The 17,356-nt window shown below is 71.4% G+C and carries 14 protein-coding genes, 1 tRNA gene and 1 other RNA gene; 12 read left to right on the top strand and 4 right to left on the bottom strand.

Annotation, left to right across the window (positions count from 1 at the left end; all coding sequences use genetic code 11):
• The first annotated feature begins 69 nt into the window (after positions 1-69).
• Positions 70-1,581, top strand: coding sequence for a potassium/proton antiporter (locus CF8_RS00615; protein ID WP_010831205.1), 1,512 nt, complete (start codon positions 70-72; stop codon positions 1,579-1,581).
• A 3-nt stretch (positions 1,582-1,584) separates the two neighbouring features.
• Here the strand turns inward: CF8_RS00615 and CF8_RS00610 are convergent, their stop codons facing one another.
• Both CF8_RS00610 and CF8_RS00605 read right to left on the bottom strand, forming a co-directional pair.
• Positions 1,585-2,088: a LytR C-terminal domain-containing protein gene (locus CF8_RS00610; protein WP_010831204.1), complete on the bottom strand. Its 504-nt coding sequence runs from the start codon at positions 2,086-2,088 to the stop codon at positions 1,585-1,587.
• Positions 2,085-2,384 carry a type II toxin-antitoxin system VapB family antitoxin gene (locus tag CF8_RS00605; protein ID WP_010831203.1) on the bottom strand — a complete coding sequence of 100 codons (300 nt, stop codon included), beginning with the start codon at positions 2,382-2,384 and terminating at the stop codon, positions 2,085-2,087. Before CF8_RS00605 ends, CF8_RS00610 begins: the two co-directional genes overlap by 4 nt.
• Before the next feature lie 67 nt (positions 2,385-2,451).
• Between CF8_RS00605 and CF8_RS00600 the strand changes: the two genes are divergently transcribed.
• The 3 genes from CF8_RS00600 to CF8_RS00590 all read left to right on the top strand — a co-directional run bounded on the left by CF8_RS00600 (position 2,452) and on the right by CF8_RS00590 (position 4,835).
• Entirely contained in the window at positions 2,452-4,026 is a 1,575-nt protein-coding gene (locus CF8_RS00600) for a helicase HerA-like domain-containing protein (RefSeq protein ID WP_010831202.1), read from the top strand.
• Positions 4,023-4,499, top strand: coding sequence for a nuclear transport factor 2 family protein (locus CF8_RS00595; protein ID WP_010831201.1), 477 nt, complete (start codon positions 4,023-4,025; stop codon positions 4,497-4,499). Before CF8_RS00600 ends, CF8_RS00595 begins: the two co-directional genes overlap by 4 nt.
• 108 nt (positions 4,500-4,607) lie before the next feature.
• Positions 4,608-4,835, top strand: coding sequence for a hypothetical protein (locus CF8_RS00590; RefSeq protein WP_010831200.1), 228 nt, complete (start codon positions 4,608-4,610; stop codon positions 4,833-4,835).
• Between the two features lie 185 nt (positions 4,836-5,020).
• On the opposite strand, the gene eccCa is transcribed toward CF8_RS00590, so the two are convergent.
• Positions 5,021-9,019, bottom strand: coding sequence for a type VII secretion protein EccCa (gene eccCa, locus CF8_RS00585; RefSeq protein WP_010831199.1), 3,999 nt, complete (start codon positions 9,017-9,019; stop codon positions 5,021-5,023).
• 165 nt (positions 9,020-9,184) lie between these two features.
• Here eccCa and CF8_RS00580 point away from each other — a divergent pair, with 165 nt between their 5' ends.
• From CF8_RS00580 to CF8_RS00555, 6 genes are all read left to right on the top strand, one after another.
• Complete coding sequence (locus CF8_RS00580; protein WP_156887115.1) at positions 9,185-10,543, top strand: hypothetical protein; 1,359 nt, start codon at positions 9,185-9,187, stop codon at positions 10,541-10,543.
• A 134-nt stretch (positions 10,544-10,677) separates the two neighbouring features.
• Positions 10,678-10,986, top strand: coding sequence for a WXG100 family type VII secretion target (locus CF8_RS00575; protein ID WP_010831197.1), 309 nt, complete (start codon positions 10,678-10,680; stop codon positions 10,984-10,986).
• A 36-nt stretch (positions 10,987-11,022) separates the two neighbouring features.
• Positions 11,023-11,313, top strand: coding sequence for a WXG100 family type VII secretion target (locus CF8_RS00570; protein WP_010831196.1), 291 nt, complete (start codon positions 11,023-11,025; stop codon positions 11,311-11,313).
• A gap of 179 nt (positions 11,314-11,492) precedes the next feature.
• A complete protein-coding gene (gene eccD / locus CF8_RS00565; protein ID WP_010831195.1) occupies positions 11,493-12,875 on the top strand; it encodes a type VII secretion integral membrane protein EccD in 1,383 nt (460 codons plus the stop codon).
• A gap of 2 nt (positions 12,876-12,877) precedes the next feature.
• A complete protein-coding gene (locus tag CF8_RS00560) occupies positions 12,878-14,293 on the top strand; it encodes a type VII secretion protein EccB (protein ID WP_010831194.1) in 1,416 nt (471 codons plus the stop codon).
• Positions 14,290-15,510 carry a S8 family serine peptidase gene (locus tag CF8_RS00555; protein ID WP_036489912.1) on the top strand — a complete coding sequence of 407 codons (1,221 nt, stop codon included), beginning with the start codon at positions 14,290-14,292 and terminating at the stop codon, positions 15,508-15,510. The genes CF8_RS00560 and CF8_RS00555 overlap by 4 nt, the downstream gene beginning before the upstream one ends.
• Positions 15,511-15,605: 95 nt before the next feature.
• Here CF8_RS00555 and CF8_RS00550 read toward each other — a convergent pair.
• Positions 15,606-15,695, bottom strand: a tRNA-Ser gene (locus CF8_RS00550).
• Positions 15,696-15,811: 116 nt separating this feature from the next.
• Here CF8_RS00550 and ffs point away from each other — a divergent pair.
• Positions 15,812-15,902, top strand: an RNA gene (ffs, locus tag CF8_RS21300) — signal recognition particle sRNA small type.
• Positions 15,903-16,017: 115 nt separating this feature from the next.
• Positions 16,018-17,356, top strand: a 1,339-nt coding sequence (locus CF8_RS00545; protein ID WP_198016919.1) for a DNA polymerase III subunit gamma and tau, incomplete at its 3' end; no start/stop codon positions are given.

The raw sequence follows: 17,356 nt of genomic DNA, 5'->3' as shown, positions 1-17,356 counted from the left end.
CAGTTTGCCGGGAGCCCTGCACCGATAGGATCAGGACCCGACTCCGAGCCGACGAGGAATGAGGCGCGAGTGACGTTCGATGTCCACCAGCTCGACTCCTTCCTGCTCGTGGGCTCGCTCGTCACGCTCGTGGCGATCCTCGCGGTGCGGCTCTCGGCCACGGTCGGCCTGCCCAGCCTGCTGTTCTACCTCCTCATGGGCGTCCTGCTCGGCGAGTCGGTGCTCGGCATCAACTTCGAGGACGCCCAGCTCGCACACGCGCTCGGCTTCGGGGCGCTCGCGCTGATCCTGGCCGAAGGCGGCCTGACGACCAGCTGGCGCGAGATGCGCCCCTCGATCAGGCTCGGCGTCTCGTTGGCGACCGTCGGGGTGGCCGTCTCGGTGGCGGTCGTCGCGGTCGGCGCACACTTCCTGCTCGGCCTGCCGTGGGAGCTGGCGATCCTGCTCGGCGCGGTCTGCTCCCCGACCGATGCCGCTGCGGTGTTCTCGGTGCTGCGCGTCGTGCCGCTGCCCAAGCGCCTGACGGGCGCGCTCGAGGCGGAGTCGGGCCTCAACGACGCCCCGACCGTCGTCCTGGTCTCCGTCATCTCGACCGGTGCCGCCGCGGAGAGCGGGCTCCTCCACGTCGCCGGCCTGATCGTCTTCGAGCTCGCGGTCGGCGCCCTGATCGGAGTCCTGGCCGGCGTCGTGGGTGCCTGGATCATGCGCCGCGTCGCGCTGCCGTCGTCCGGTCTCTACCCGCTCTCCGTGCTCTGCCTGGCCTTCGTCGCCTACGGCGGCGCCTCGGCCCTGCACGCCTCCGGCTTCGCCGCCGTGTACGTCGCCGCGCTGCTGCTCGGCAACCAGGACCTCCCGCACCGGGTGGCGACCAGGTCGTTCGCCGAGGGGCTCGCGTCGCTGGCGCAGATCGGGCTGTTCGTCATGCTCGGCCTGCTGCTCTCGCCGGATCGCATCACCCTCGAGATCGTCAGCCTGGGCATCGTGACCGGGCTGATCCTCACCTTCGTCGCCCGCCCGCTCTCGGTCCTGGTGAGCTCGGTCGCCCAACCCATGCCGTGGCGTGAGCTGTCCTTCATCTCCTGGGCCGGGCTGCGCGGCGCCGTACCCATCGTGCTGACGACCATCCCGCTGGCCGAGGGTGTGGACGGCGCCGACAAGCTCTTCGACATCGTGTTCGTGATGGTGGTCGTCTACACCCTGCTGACCGGGCCGACGCTGCCGCTGGTCGCCCGCGTGCTGCGGGTCGCGCGGAGATCCGAGCCCCGCGGGCTCGATGTCGAGGCGGCGCCACTGGAACGGGTGGCGGCCGACCTGCTGCAGGTGACGCTGGCGCCCAGCTCACGCATGCACGGCGTCGAGGTCGGTGAGCTCCGGCTGCCGGCCGGCGCCTCGGTGTCGCTGGTCATCCGCCAGGGCAAGATGCTGGTGCCCGAACGACGCACGGTGCTGCGCCACGGTGACGACCTGCTCGTCGTGACGCCGCGCAGGTCGCGGGAGGCGACCGAGGAGCGGCTGCGCCAGGTGTCGTCCGGAGGTCGACTGGCCCAGTGGCTCGGCGACGGGAACCCGCAGCGGGACTAGGGCCTACTGGCCGGCGGACGGGCTGCAGAAGGTGGAGGTCTCCACGGCGGTGACCGACTCGACCTCCTTCTTGCGCAGCGCCTTGAACGACTCGCCGACCACGACCACGATCCCGCGGCCGAGCTCGTCGCCCGAGACGATCTTCGCAGCCTTGAACTGACGGGCCACGAGCCGCACGGCGGCGTTGCGGGGCTGGTCGGTCCAGATCTGGACGCCGGCGACCTTGGTCGGGGCGTTGTCGCTGTCGGCGCCGACGAAGCCACGCTCCTCGAGCTGCGCCATCGTCGCGCCGGCCAGGCCGTTGCGGTTGCTGCCGTTGAAGACGCTGACGGCGACCTGGTCGCGGAAGACCTCGGTGCCGGTGTTGACGGTGACGTCGGTGCACAGCGGAGGCGGCTCGGTGCTGGGGAACGGCTTCGTGACCGCGTGCCAGCCCCAGACCGCTGCGATGACGAGCAGGGCTCCGAGTGCGAGCAGGGTGAGCGCGGACTTCAGGGATGCCGTCATGGGGCCGCCACCTCGTGGACTCGTGCGTGCAGGACGTTGCGCTGGTGGAGGGCGGCGCGCAGGGCGCGGTGCAGGCCGTCCTCGAGGTAGAGGTCGCCCTGCCACTCGACGACGTGGGCGAAGAGGTCGCCGTAGAAGGTCGAGTCGTCGTCCAGCAAGGTCGCGAGCTGGAGCGTGTCCTTCGTGGTGATCAGGTGGTCCAGGCGCACCTGCCGCGGCGGGATCTTGGCCCAGTCGCGAGGCTCCAGCCCGTGGGCGGGGTAGGGACGTCCCTGGCCCACCCCCTTGAAGATCACGGCGCGACTATATCGACGCACCCGAACCCCGCGTCCCGGGCCGCTCGTCCTGACTAGGCTTCCGCCCATGACGCAGACTCCCGAGCAGCCGGCACCACAGGACCCGATCACCGCTGCCGTGGCGCCCGGCTACGCCTTCGAGGGCACCGCGCTGGAGCTCGGCGGCCTGATGCTCAACGCGACCGACCTCTCCGACGTGCAGATCCGGATCCCGCTCGGGATGCTCAACCGCCACGGCCTCGTCGCCGGCGCGACCGGCACCGGCAAGACCAAGACGCTGCAGCTCCTCGCCGAGCAGCTCAGCGCCAACGGGGTGCCGGTCTTCGCGGCCGACATCAAGGGCGACCTGTCGGGCCTCAGCGTCCCCGGCGAGGGCGGCGAGAAGATCGAGGCCAGGGCCACGTCCGTCGGCCAGGAGTGGACCGCGACCGGCTTCCCGACCGAGTTCTACGCCCTCGGGGGCGAGGGCATCGGCGTGCCCCTCCGCGTCACGATGACGTCCTTCGGGCCGATGCTGCTGAGCAAGGTGCTCGGCCTCAACGACACTCAGGAGTCGAGCCTCGGGCTGGTCTTCCACTACGCCGACCAGGCCGGGCTGCCGCTGCTCGACCTCGCCGACCTGCGCGCCGTCGTGCAGTTCCTCACCAGCGACGAGGGCAAGGCCGACCTCAAGGGGCTCGGCGGGCTCTCCAGCGCCACCGCCGGGGTGATCCTGCGCGAGCTGATCTCCTTCCAGAGCCAGGGCGCCGACACGTTCTTCGGCGAGCCGGAGTTCGAGTCGAGCGAGCTGCTCAAGGTCACCGCGGACGGCAAGGGCGTGATCAGCCTGGTCGAGCTGCCCAACCTGCAGGACCGCCCCGCGCTGTTCTCCACGTTCTTGATGTGGCTGCTCGCCGACCTCTTCCACGACCTGCCCGAGGTCGGCGACATCGACCGGCCCAAGCTCGTCTTCTTCTTCGACGAAGCACACCTGCTCTTCGACGACGCCTCCGAGGCGTTCCTCGACCAGATCGCCCAGACGGTGCGACTGATCCGGTCGAAGGGGGTCGGCGTCTTCTTCGTGACGCAGAGCCCCACCGACGTGCCCGACGAGGTGCTGGCCCAGCTCGGCTCGCGCATCCAGCACCAGCTCCGCGCCCACACGCCCAACGACGCCAAGGCGCTCAAGCAGACGGTCAACACCTACCCCAACTCCGCCTACGACGACCTCGGCGAGGTGATCACCAGCCTCGGCATCGGCGAGGCGGTCGTGACCGTGATGAACGAGCGCGGTGCACCCACCCCCGTCGCGTGGACCCGGCTGCGAGCCCCCGAGTCACTGATGGGGATGGCCGAGACCGCCGTGATGGAGGCGGCCGTCAAGGCCAGCCCACTGTTCGCGAAGTACAGCGAGGTCATCGACCGCGAGTCCGCCCGCGAGAAGCTCGCCGCCCGCATCGAGGAGGGCGCGGCGAAGGCCGCCGAGGACGCCAAGGTCAAGGAGATGGCGCGCGAGCAGAAGGTCGAGCGCGTCACCAAGCAGGCGAAGAAGGACGACGACGGCATCGTCATGGACGTGGTGCGGTCCAGTGCCTTCAAGGACTTCATGCGTACGGCGGCGCGCGAGGTCGCCCGCGGGATGTTCAAGTCCGGCCGCCGATGACCCACGGAGACGACCTGCGCCTGCTGCTGGACCTCGAGGAGATACGGCAGCTGAAGTACGCCTACTTCCGCTGCATCGACACCAAGGACTGGCCCGGTCTCGCGGCCTGTTTCGTGCCGGAGGCGACAGCGACGTACCCCACCCAGGACTGTGCCGACCTCGACGCGATCCTGGCGTTCATCAGGACCTCCCTCGTGCCCGACCTGGTGACGATGCACCATGGCCACCACCCGGAGATCCGCGTGGACGGGGACTCGGCCACCGGCACGTGGTACCTCCACGACCAGGTCTACGCGCCGGCCTTCGACTTCGCGCTCGAGGGCGCGGCGCTCTACTCCGACCGCTACGTCCGCACGCCCGAGGGCTGGCGGATGTCCCACACCGGCTACGAGCGGATCTTCGAGAAGAAGACCACCGTCGCCGGCTCGACCATCGAGCAGGGCGCGCGCTCGCGCGGACAGCACCCCGCCTGAACTGTTGCCCCAGGGCACCGCTCCGGTGTCTGCGGGTGCTCCATCTGGGTACCGCCAGGTTCCCGCCGGGCGATCTCGGTCGGCGGCCCCCGACCCGAGGAGCACAGGATGAGCCAGGACTACAGCAGCCGCGACCGCGCCGACGACCCGGAAGCCACCGACGTCGAGACGCAGGAGACCGGGACCGGCTCCGGTCGGGGCGGAACACTCGGGACCCCCAGCTCGCTGCCCGAGGAGGAGCCGCCATCGGCGGATCAGGAGGCCAATGAGGCCGTCAGCGGCGGCGGGATGGTGGATACGTCCACCGAGGGCGAGGCGAAGAGGACCACTGACTGAGTCGGGGGCGTGCAACCGTCGAGCTGACGTAGCGGTCATGAAGCTCCACGCACATGCGTGGACTTTCAGGCTCGAGCATCGGTCCAGGGATGAATCTCCACGCACACGCGTGGAGATTCATCTGAGTCGGCTGCGCACGCGGACGTAGTGCCTGGTGAGCTCGGTCGCCCGCTCGTCTTGATCACTCACGTCGTCGGGTCGGTCCACGCGAGCTGCGCGACCTCGATCCCCTTGTCACGCGTGACGACGCGAGCGCGGCCGGGCGGCGCCGGCTGCGGGCGCAGGTTGCCGATGAGGGCACCCTCGTCGCGCGGACCGGAGAGCAGGATGCCGGGCATCGCCAGGTCGCGCATCGACTGCAGGACGGGTTCGTACGACGCGCGCGACGCGCCACCGACGCGGCGGGCCACGACGAGGTGGAGCCCGGTGTCGCGCGCCTGCGCCATCAACGGCTGCAGGGCCTGGACCGGTGAGGACTGGGCGGTTGCGACGAGGTCGTAGTCGTCGACCACGACGAACACCTCGGCCCCCGTCCACCACGACCGGTTGCGCAGCTGGTCGGGCGTGACGTCGGGCCCGGGGATCCGGCTCTCGAGGTAGGCCGCGATGTCCTTGAGCGTCGGCGTCGCCTGGGTGGCCGAGGTGAGGTAGTTGAGGAGGTATTCGTCGGGGACCTCGCCGAGCAGCGAGCGCCGGTAGTCGACGATGACGATCTGCGCTTCCTTCGGGGTCCGCGTGCGCATGACCTCCTGGACGTAGTTGCGCAGCAGCGCGCTCTTGCCGGACTGGCCGTCGCCGTAGATGAGCAGGTGCGGCTCGGCGTTGACGTCGATCGCGACCGGAGCCAGCTCCTTCTCGTTGATGCCGATGAGGATGCGCTTCTCGTCGATCTTGCGGCGGACGGCGTCCTCACGGATCCTGTCGAGGCTGATGAGCTCCGGCAGCAGCCGCAGCTTGGGCCCGGGTGCGCCCTTCCAGGCGGCCGTCGCGCGCTCGATGAGGTCGTCGACGCCCTCACCCAGCGTGGCGGAGTCCCCGTCGCCGTCGACCCGCGGCAGCGCGCCGAGGAAGTGCAGCTTGCTCGGCACCAGGCCTCGACCCGGCCGACCGGTCGGCACCAGGGCAGCGACCTTGCGGTCGATCTCGGAGTCGACCGGGTCGCCGAGCCGCAGCTCGAGCTTGGAGCCGAAGACGTCGCGCATCGCTGCGCGGAAGTCGGCCCAGCGCGTGGACGCGGCGATGATGTGCAGGCCGAAGGTCAGACCGCGACCGGCGAGCTGCTGGAGCTCGATCTCCAGGTCGTCGAACTCGGCACGCAGGGTGCTCCAGCCGTCGATGACCAGGAACACGTCGCCCCAGCCGTCGTCGGCGCGGCCCTGGGCCCGACGGCTGCGGTAGGTCTCGATCGAGTCGATGCCCTGCTCGCGGAAGTAGGCCTCGCGGCGATCGACCACGCCCTGGATCTCGGCGACCACACGGCGTACGACATCGGGCTCGGACCGGGACGCGACACCCGAGACGTGCGGGAACCGCGACAGCGGCGCGAACGTGCCGCCGCCGAAGTCGAGCACGAAGAACTGCGACTCCGCCGGCGTCGAGACGAGGCCCATGCTGGTGACGATCGTGCGGAGCAGGGTGCTCTTGCCGGAGCGCGGACCGCCGACGACGGCGACGTGGCCCGAGGCGCCCGACAGGTTGAGGGTCATCGTGTCGCGGCGCTGCTCGCGCGGTCGGTCGACGGTGCCGAGCGGGATCACCAGGCCGTTGAGGTTGCGCCACTGGGGCGAGACGAGGCCGAGCTCGGGATCCTCCACGAGGTCGGGCATCAGCTCGTCGAGCGTGTCGGGGACGTCGAGCGGCGGCAGCCAGACCTGGTGTGCGGGGTTGCCGACACCGATCATCCGGTCGACCGCGATGTCGAGCAGCGAGGGCTGCTCGCCCTGCTGCTGCACCGGCATCGACACCACGTCGTCCTCGCTCTCCAGCGGCTCGAGCGCGAGGACCTCGGAGATCGTGAAGGGCAGGATGCCGCGCACGTGGCCGCCCTCGTCGCGGCTGACCCGGGCCCGGCCGCTGGGCGGCCCCGAGACGTACGCCGCCTTGAATCGCAGCAGCGTGGACTGGTCGGGCTTCAGGTAACCGAGACCGGGGACCGCGGGCAGCTCGTAGGCGTCGGGCACGCCGAGCACGGCGCGCGACTCGCCGGCCGAGAAGGTGCGCAGGCCGACGCGGTAGGAGAGGTGGGACTCGAGGCCGCGCAGGCGACCCTCCTCCAGCCGCTGGGACGCCAGCAGGAGGTGCAGCCCGAGCGAGCGGCCGAGCCGGCCGATGGCGACGAAGAGGTCGATGAACTCCGGCTTGGCGGAGAGCATCTCGGAGAACTCGTCGACGACGATGAACAGCGACGGCATCGGGGCGAGGTCCTCGCCATTGGCGCGCGCCTTCTCGTAGTCGCGCACCGATGCGTAGTTGCCCGCGTCGCGCAGCAGCTCCTGGCGACGCACCATCTCACCGGACAGGGCGTCCTGCATGCGGTCGACGAGGGTGAGCTCGTTGGCGAGGTTGGTGATGACGGCCGAGACGTGCGGCATGTCGGCCATGCCGGCGAACGTCGCACCACCCTTGAAGTCGACGAGCACGAGGTTGAGCTGGTCGGGCGAGTGCGTCATGACCAGGCCGAGCACCAGCGTGCGCAGGAACTCCGACTTTCCGGAGCCGGTGGCGCCGATGCACAGGCCGTGGGGCCCCATGCCCTGCTGGGCGGACTCCTTGATGTCGAGGTGGATCAGGCCGCCCGAGTCACCGATGCCGATCGGCACCCGCAGTCGGTCGCGGGCCGGGCGCGGGCGCCACGAGCTGGTCGGGTCGAAGGTGTGGATATCGCCGAGCCCGAGCAGCTCCATGTGGTCGGGGTTGGCCGAGGTGATGTCGACGGCGCTGCCCGAGGAGGCGTCGGCACTGATTGTCTTGAGCGGCGCCAGCCGGCGCGCGAAGGCCTCGGCGGTGGCGAGGTCGCACTGGTCGATCAGGGCCTTGACGGGCTCCTCGCGCAGGCGGATCCCGAGCACGGGCAGCTTGTCGAGCTCCGGGCGGCCCTCGGCGAACTGCAGGCGCAGCCGCGTGGAGTCCTCGAGCTCGTCCCAGCGCGCGGGCATGTCGAGCAGGGTCACGCCGTGCAGCCCGTCGGGCGGCACGACGTGGTTGCCGGGCGGCAGGTGGCCGCCGTCGATCACCAGCAGGATGTGCGGCGTGGGCGGGCGCTCGTCGGCGCCGAAGCGGGGCCGGTCGCTGAGGTCGGGCGGCAGCAGGTTGCCCAGGTCGTCGATCGAGGTGGCGACGAGGCGCCGCGGTCCGACGGCGTCCATCTCGCGCGAGCTCTGGGCGTGCGGCAGCCACTTGACCCAATCCCAGTGGGTGAGGTTGGCCTCCGAGCTGAGCACCGCGACCACGAGCTGGTCGGGGTTGTGGAAGGCGGTGGCCGAGCAGATCATCGCGCGGGCGGCCGAGCGGGCGTCCTCCTCGGGACCGCACAGCTCGATCCGGTCGAAGGCGCGCAGGTCGATCGAGGCCGGCAGGTTGGGTTGCAGGCGGTGTACGACGAGGAGTCGGTGCAGCGCGGACGCGGCTGCCGGATCGACCTGGTCGACCGGTGCGCTCTCCGGCGGGATCAGCTCCAGCGACAGAGGCTGGGCGCACAGGCCGTAGCGGACGTGCAGGAAGTTGTCGTCGCCCGGGCCGTGCTCCCACAGGCGGGTGCGCTCCTCGGCCAGCGCCGGCAGCGCGGTCGGCTCGGGGTGGTGCCACATCAGCGCGCGACGCTGCTGGTCGGCAGCGTTGCGTGCGACCTTGCGGATGTTGGCGAGGTAGCGCAGGTATTCGGTGCGCGAGCCGGTGACCTGCTGTGCACGCTGCTTCCGCTGCCGGTCGATCTGCACGATGATGAAGCCGAGCGTGGCGAACAGGAACATGCCGGCCGCCAGGAAGCTGCGGGTGCGGTTGCCGCCACCGCCCATGGTCGCGACCAGCACGATCGAGCCGAGGCTGCCGAGCATCGGGATCGCGTTCATCAGGACACCGCTGGCGCCCTCGTTGTCCTGGAGCTCCGGCGGCGGCTGCAGGACGATCTGCCCGCCGGGCATCTCCGGCTCGTCGAGCCGGTGCCCGCCTCGCAGTGCTGTGCTCACGCGTTCCCCCTCGAGACGATGGGCTCGCCGGTCGATGCAGGCCCGGTCATTCGCGACGATGATAGGTGGGTCGTCGGCCACCTACTACCCTGCACAGGGTCGGCCGGACTCGGAGGTCGGCGTGCACGAGGTCAAGGGGGAGCTGTGTCCGATGCGGTGTCCGAGGTGAGCACATCCTCCGGGCCTGCCGCCACGATCGCGATCAGCGTGCACGGCCCCGTGGGCGTGCTCGACCTCGTGGTCCCGATCGGTGCCACCCCCGTCGACGTCGGCCGGGCCTACGCCGACCAGGCCGGCATGACCGGCATCCCGCTGCTCCAGACCGCGCTCGGCGAGCACCTCCGTGCCGACCGAGCGATCGCCGAGATGGGGGTCGAGTCGGGCTCCGTGCTGATCGCGGCCACCGGCGTGCGCCGGGCCAGGGCCAGCGACGACGACGGCTCCGGCGCCCAGCTCGTCGCCGAGACGCCCCAGGTCGCGGCGGTCGTGCTGAGCCTCGCCGCCGGTGCCGCCGCCCTGTCCGGTTGGTACGCCGCCCTGTCGGGCAACGCGGCACTGCGCACCGTCACCGTGGGGGTCCTGATGGCGTGTGCGCTCACCGCCGCGCTCCCGTGGGGACGGCACGCGAGGCAGCGCACCGCCGCGGCGCCGGCCTTCGCCGCGGCCGCCGCGTTCGCCGCCTTCTTCGAGCCCGGCGACCAGCTGACCGGGGCGGTGGTGGCCGTGGGTGCGCTGGCGGCAGCGCTGACCGCCGCGATCACCCGGGCCATGGTCGAGGACCGCGACCAGGTGCTGACGGTGTGGATCGTCGTCGGCTGCCTCGTGTTCGGGGTGTGTGCGATCAGTCCGCTGATGGAGTGGAACGACCGCGTCTCCTGGGCGGTCCTCCTCGTCCTGGCCATGCTCGGTGCGCGCTTCGCTCCCTCGCTCGCCATCGACGTACCCGACGAGGCGCTCCTCGATCTCGACCGGCTCGCCGTGACGGCGTGGTCGGCGCGCGACAAGACGAGCAGTCGCCGCGGGCGCCTGGTGATCCCGGAGTCGGCGATGCACCGCCTGGTCAGTGACGCCACGCGCACGGTCACCGCATCCTGCGCCGCGATCCTGCTCATCGCCCTGATCGCCACCCCGCTGCTCCTGCACACGGCGAGCATCGACCTGGACCGGATCGGGGCCAGGTGCCTGGCCTTCTTCGCCGGCGCGGCCATCCTGCTCGCTGCCCGGCAGTACAGGCACGCCGCAGCGCGCCGGCTGCTGCGTGCGGCCGGTCTGGCGTGCTGGGCGTGGCTGGTCGCCTTCGAGATCGGCGACCTCACGACGACGTGGACGACCTGGTGCCTGGTGGGCGTCACGACCCTGGGCGCGATCAGCCTCGCGGCGGCCGTCGCCACGGGTCGCGGGTGGCGCTCGGTCTGGTGGTCGCGCAAGGCCGAGGTGGCCGAGGGGCTGAGCGGAGCGCTGGCCCTCGCGGCGACGGTCGTGGCGTCCGGACTCTTCCGCGCCCTGTGGGAAATGACTTCTTGATGTTTAGCGCTCCAGTGCCCGGGTACATCGACCTCAGCGCGGGGGGCCGGGACGTCTCCCCGAGCGGCACAGTCAGAGCAGCACCCACACAGTGAACTCTGGCGGGACAGACCCGCCGAGGGGGAAGGATTGAGATGAGCAACCTCAGCCAGACAGAAAAGGCGCTCTCCAGGGGAGCCGAGTTCGTCAACACGGCCCGCGGGGACGTCAAGACGAAGTGCAACACCGTCGGTGACCGGGTCAACGACATGATGGCCGGCTGGGGAGGCCAGGGTGCCTCGTCCTTCGGCAACCTGATGCTCGCCTGGCAGGAGAAGCAGGAGCAGATCCTCAAGGCGCTCGACCAGCTGGCCGCCTCGATGATCGAGACCGAGAAGGACAACGTCGCCACCGACCAGGCGCAGTCCGACTCCCACCTCAACCTGCAGAACCGCCTCGGCTGACCGCCGCGACCACCACAGACCTAGAAGGAGACAGTTATGTCGTTCGACGGAATCAAAGTAGAGCACGGCAAGCTTGACACCGGCGCGGCCGACGTGATCGCCGCGGCCAAGGACATCGAGGCCCGCCTGAACACCCTCGAGGACGAGCTCAAGCCGCTCGCCAGCGACTGGACCGGTGCGGCCAAGGAGGCCTACCGCGAGGCCAAGGCGACCTGGGACAAGGCCATCACCGACATGATCATCCTGCTCAACCAGGCCGGTCAGAACGTCGACACGTCCAACCAGGAGTACAAGGCCGCTGACGCTCGCGGTGCCGGCCGCTTCTGAGTCGCACCACGACCAGCTGGACTCCAGGCCGGCCGCCCTTCGGGGGGCCGGCCTCGGTCGTGTGCGGGCCTTCATGACCGGCCCCGCGATCCATATAGTCTGCAACCGATCGGCGAGCGGGCCACTCGGAGGCCGGGCAGTGTCATCGCCGAACCACGAACCACACGGGGGACCACAGCATGAGTCAGACGACGCCCGTCGGATCCGGCCTCGTCCGGGTCACCGTCGCCTCGGGTTCACGCCGCGTCGACCTGGTCCTCCCGGGCGCGGTCCCGGTCGCCGAGCTCGTGCCCGAGCTCGCGCGCAGCGTCGGCCTGCTCGATGCGAGCACCGTGTACGGCGGCTACCGCCTCGTCGCCCAGGACGGGCGCCGGCTCGCGGGTGACGCCGGCCTGCTGATCCAGGGCATCGAGGACGGCGGCCTGCTGACCGTCACCGCCGGCATCGACGACGAGGCCCCGAGGGTCTACGACGACATCGTCGAGGCCATGGCCGACGTCGTCGAGCACGAGCTCAAGCCCTGGGAGGCGTCCGCCGGTCGCCGTACCGCCCTCGGGGCCGGAGGCCTCCTGCTCGGCCTGGGTGCGTTGGCGCTGCTGCTCCAGGGCGAGAGCATCATGGGCGGACTCGCGGCTGCCACCGCCGCCCTGCTGCTCGTCGTCGGCGGCATCGTGCTGGCCCGTGGCCAGGACGAGCCGGATGCGGGTGTCGCGGTCGCCCTGATCGCTGTCGTCTACGCCGGCGTCGCCGGCCTCTTGCTTGCCCCCGGTGAGCTGGGTTCGTGGCAGTGGCCGTTGCCCGCTGACTTCTTCGGTGCACCGCTGGCGACCGCCGGGGCGGCGATGCTGCTGGTCGGTGTCGTGGCCGTGGCGGGCCTGCAGGAGGGGCGCTCGCTGGTCATCCCCGCGATCGTCGTGGGTGCGGTGCTCGCCGCGAGCGGCCTGCTGATGCAGGTCTCCGACTTCGAGCCGAGCGTCGTGTTCACCGTGCTGATGACCCTGGTCGTGCTGGCGGGCAGCATCTTCCCGTGGCTGGCGCTGGGCGTCACCGGGACGAAGGTCGACCAGATCTACTCCCTGCACGACATCACCGCCGACCCCGACGACATCGACCTCGCGCAGGTCGGTGCCGACGCCCGTGTCGCACACGAGATCCTGCTCGCGGTGTCGGCGACCGTGGGCACGCTGCTCGTGCTGCTGGCGCCGCTGGCCGTGAGCCGCGGCGTCTTCGGCACCATCCTGGCTGGCGTGTGCTGCCTGGCCGTCATGTTCCGCACCCGCCAATATCGAGCGGGTTCCGAGGTCCTGGCCGGGCTGGTCTCCGGCATCCTCGGTCTGGTCTCCACCGCGCTGTCGATGCTGCTGATCCACGACGGGTGGCGCGCGGGTGCTGCCATCGCTCTCGCGGTCGTCGGCGCCGTACTCCTCGTGTCGACGCTCGTGCCCGCCTCGCCGTCGGTACGCCGGGGACGGATCGGTGACGCCGTCGAGACGGCGACCCTGTTGTCGCTGCTGCCGCTGATGGTCGTCGCGGCCGGCTTCTTCGACAAGATCAGGGGCTGAGGGTGGCCACCAAGAAGGACCTGGTCGAGGCCCACTCGTTCAGCAAGCGTCGCCTGGTCACCGCCTTCATCAGCGGCGCGCCCGGTGGTCGCGAGGTCGAGCCGGTGCGCCCGGGCCGGGTGCTCATCGGTGGTGTCGCGATCTCCCTGCTGCTGCTGGCCGGAGCCGCCATCGCGGGCTTCCTCATCGGTCGCCCCAACTCCCAGTGGCTCGAGGCCGGCAGCTTCGTCACCAGCAAGGACACCGGCGAGCAGTACGTCGTGCTCGAGGGCGGCGACGACCCGGTGATCCGGCGCGTGCCCAACTACATCTCCGCCCAGCTGCTGCTCGGCGAGCCCGACCTCGCGCCCTTCCAGGTGCGGGACAAGTACATCCGCGAGGTGACCCTCGGCGAGGACCTTGGCATCGACGACGCGCCCGCGGGCCTGCCCGACCCCGAGGGCCTGATCCAGGACGGTTGGACGGCGTGCACGGCGCCCGCCGCCGGGATCCAGGTCGCGGTCGATCCGAGCCCCGCGGTCGACGAGCTGGCCGGGTCCGCGTTCCTCGTCCGCAAGGGCGCATCGCTGTGGCTGATCGCGCCGGACAGCTCCGGCCCCGAGGGGGCGGCCCACCGCTTCGAGCTGCCGCCGACCCTGGCCGACGCCGGGACGATCGCCACCGGATTGGGCTTCGGGTCCACCGAGCAGGCCCCCGAGGTCAGCGCGGACTGGCTCAACCTCTTTCCGCGCGGCGGCTCGCTGACCCAGGACTCCTTCGGGGTGACCGGCTCCGGCCCGGTCGACTACGGCCCCGAGGTCGAGACCGACCTCTCGCGCTACCGCGTCGGTGACCTGCTGACCACCCCCGATGGCGACGCCTACCTGCTGGCCGACGACGGCCCGCAGCAGCTGTCCGCGTTCGCCGCCACGATCTACGACGCCGTCGGCCCCGGCACCCAGCCGGTCGATGCCGCCCCGCGTGGCGGCACCCAGCCCGCGGCGTACCCCACCGAGTGGCCCGACGACCTGCCGACGCCCGTGCTGGCGGAGGAGATGTGTGCGGTCCTCCACCCCGGTTCCGGGGAGCCCCACCGGGTGACGCTGGCCGACGAACCGACGGGCGACGCGTCCCCCGAGGGCCTCGCCCAGGGCCGGCGTCGCGTTGAGGTGCAGCCCGCGGGCGGCGCCTACGTCCTGTCCGGTGGGGACGACGCGGGCACCGAGGGCACGCCCTACGTCATCGACTCCGCCGGCTACAAGTACCAGCTGATCGGGGCCGAGGTGCCGGGTTACATCGGCTACGGCGACACGGACGCACCGGTGGTGCCGAGCGCGTGGATGGGCTTCTTCGACGACAAGGTCGAGCTGTCGGTCAACTCGGCCCGACGGGTGCCCGAGGACGCCCCGCCGGAGGACGCCTCCGCCGAGGAGTCATGAGGCGTCGGTCCGCCGCCGGGCTGCTGGCGGCTGGTGTGGTCGGCGTGCTGCCCCTCGCCGGGACGGCGGTTGCGGGCGTGCTGCCATCGGCGTACGCCGCGGACGGCGGGGTCTGCTCGGAGGCCGACATCCCGGGGACCGAGGTCCTGGCCGACAGCACGGAGCGGGACAACCCGCCGCTGGAGCGGATGCACGTGCCGCAGGCGCAGGAGGTCACCGACGGCTCCGGCGTCGGCGTCGCCGTCATCGACAGCGGTGTCGCAGCCGGCCTCGGAATCGACCTGGCGGCCGCGGTCGCGCTGCCGGACGCGGGCGGGCCGCTGCTGTCGGGCCACGGCACGATCGTCGCCGGCCTGATCGCGGGACCGGAGGGAGTGGCGCCGGGAGCCAGGGTGATCGATGTCCGCGTCTTCGACACCTCGCCGGCGGACGTGTCGCAGCAGGAGAAGGACGTCACCTCCCAGGGCATCGCCGACGGGATCGACCAGGCGATCGCGCTGCACCGCACCAACCCGTTCGAGGTGGTCAACATCGCGCTCTCGGTCACGAAGGACGACCCCAACCTGCGCCGTGCCGTGAAGGAACTGCTGGAGCTCGACGTCGTCGTGGTGGCCTCGGCGGGCAACGCCGCGGAGCCCTCCGAGACGTTCAAGGGCACGCCCGACAACGACGCGTCCGTCTATCCCGCCGACTATCCCGGCGTGCTCGCGGTCAGTGCCGCGCCGCCGCTCGGCGGCTCGGCCATCGGCTCCACGGTGCCCAACCTGGACACCGACCTCGCCGCGCCCACGGTGGACGCGCTCTCGGTCAACGCCAACGGCCAGCGCTGCCACGTCGACCAGCTGGCGACCTCGTGGGCCGCTGCCGAGGTCAGCGGGGTCGTGGCGCTGCTGCGGGCGCACTACCCGCGCGACACACCGCAGCAGACCGTCGCCCGGCTGATGGCGACGACCGAGGGGTCGGAGTCCGCCACGAACCCGTGGACCGGCGCCGGCGTCGTCCAGGCCCACGACGCGCTCACCCGCTCCCTCGACCCGCGACGCAACGGCCGGATCGAGCGTTCGGTCTCGGAGGACCGGCGCGACTCGATGCCGCCGCCCCCGCCGGCCCGGCTCGACCTCTTCGGTTCCTCGCGCGCCCTGCTGCTGTGGGGCGGGCTCGCAGGCGGTGCGCTGCTGGCGCTGGCGTTCATGCTGCGCTCGCTCACCCGCCGCTGAGCCGGTTGTCGGGCCGCGCGCGACGTCGAGAGGATCCGTCTCGAGCTGTCGCTGAAATGGCGAACGGCGCCGGTCGAGACCGGCGCCGTTGCGACTGGCGGAGGATAGGGGATTCGAACCCCTGAGGGCTTTCACACCCAACCCGCTTTCCAAGCGAGCGCCATAGGCCACTAGGCGAATCCTCCGCCGAGGAGCGTACCGGTCGGTTGACGGCGCGTGAAATCGAGTGCCTCGATCGCGTCGTACGGCGCCGGGCGGGCCCGGTTGGGCGCAGCCGGGCGCCTCACCTAGACTCTGCGCCAACCCCCCACGTGGCGGCATCTTGTTGAACTCCCCCAGGGCCGGAAGGCAGCAAGGGCAGACGAGCTCTGTCGGGTGCGTGGGGGGCCTTTTCATGCCCCGAGGTCCGAGCCCGTGGGAGCGCAGCGACAGCACGCGCGAGCCGTCACGAAACCCACGGTCGTTCCCCTGTGGTCGCTGTCGGTGCCGGTGCGTAGGGTTCAGGTCGTGGAGTCCCCCCAGTCACCGTTGGCGCTGTATCGCCGCTACCGGCCCGAGACGTTCGCCGAGGTCATCGGTCAGGACCACGTCACGGAGCCGCTGCGAAACGCGCTCGCGAACGACCGGGTCAACCACGCCTACCTCTTCTCCGGACCGCGCGGTTGCGGCAAGACGACCTCGGCCCGGATCCTGGCCCGCGCGCTCAACTGCGCGCGTGCGCCGATCGCCGACCCGTGCGGGGAGTGCGACAGCTGTCGCGAGCTGGCCCGGCGCGGCGGCGGCTCGATCGACGTCATCGAGATCGACGCGGCGTCCCACGGTGGTGTCGACGATGCGCGTGACCTGCGGGAGAAGGCCTTCTTCTCCCCGGTGCGCGACCGCTACAAGATCTACATCATCGACGAGGCCCACATGGTCTCCAACCAGGGCTTCAACGCCCTGCTCAAGCTGGTCGAGGAGCCGCCGCCCCACCTGCGCTTCATCTTCGCCACGACCGAGCCGGAGAAGGTGCTGCCGACGATCCGCTCGCGCACCCACCACTACCCGTTCCGGCTGATCCCGCCGCGCCAGCTCTCCGACTACCTCAGCCAGCTGTGCGAGCTGGAGAAGGTCGCAATCGAGCCGGCCGCGCTGCCGCTCGTCGTGCGCGCCGGTGGTGGCTCGGCTCGCGACACCCTCTCGGTCCTCGACCAGCTGATGGGCGGCGCCGGATCCGCGGGCGTCACCTACGACCTGGCCGCCGCGCTGCTCGGCTTCACGCCGGAGACCCTGCTGGACGAGGTGGTCGACGCCTTCGCCGCTGTCGACGGTGCGGCCGTCTTCGGCGTCGTGGACAAGGTCGTCGAGACCGGTCGCGACCCGCGCCGGTTCACCGAGGACCTCCTGCGCCGGCTCCGTGACCTCGTCATCGTGGCTGCGGTGCCCGAGGCCCCCGCCTCCGGCCTGCTCGACGTGCCCCAGGACGCCGGCGAGCGCCTCGTCGCCCAGGCCGCCCGCTTCGGTGCGGTCGAGCTCAGCCGTGCCGCGGACATCGTCGCGTCCGGGCTGACCGAGATGCGTGGCGCCACCGCGCCGCGCCTGCTCCTCGAGCTCATCTGCGCGCGGGTCCTGTTGCCGGGCGCCGACGACACCAGCGACGGCGTGATGGCCCGGCTCGACCGGATCGAGCGCCGTCTCGACGTGTCGGGTGCGGTGAGCACGCCCGCCGACCGACCCGCCCGTCCCACTGCTGCTGCGGCGTCGCCCGCGCCGGCTGAGCCCGCCCCGAACCAGGTTGCCCCGGCGGCACCTGCCCCGACCCCCACCCCGGCGCCCGCCGCACCCGCCCCGACCGCCCAGCCGGCGG

It is taken from the genome of Nocardioides sp. CF8 (genome assembly GCF_000389985.1).
Taxonomy (GTDB): Bacteria; Actinomycetota; Actinomycetes; order Propionibacteriales; family Nocardioidaceae; genus Nocardioides; species Nocardioides allogilvus.
The sequence above is the reverse complement of the archived record's forward strand: the minus strand, read 5'-3'. Positions and strand labels throughout refer to the sequence as shown.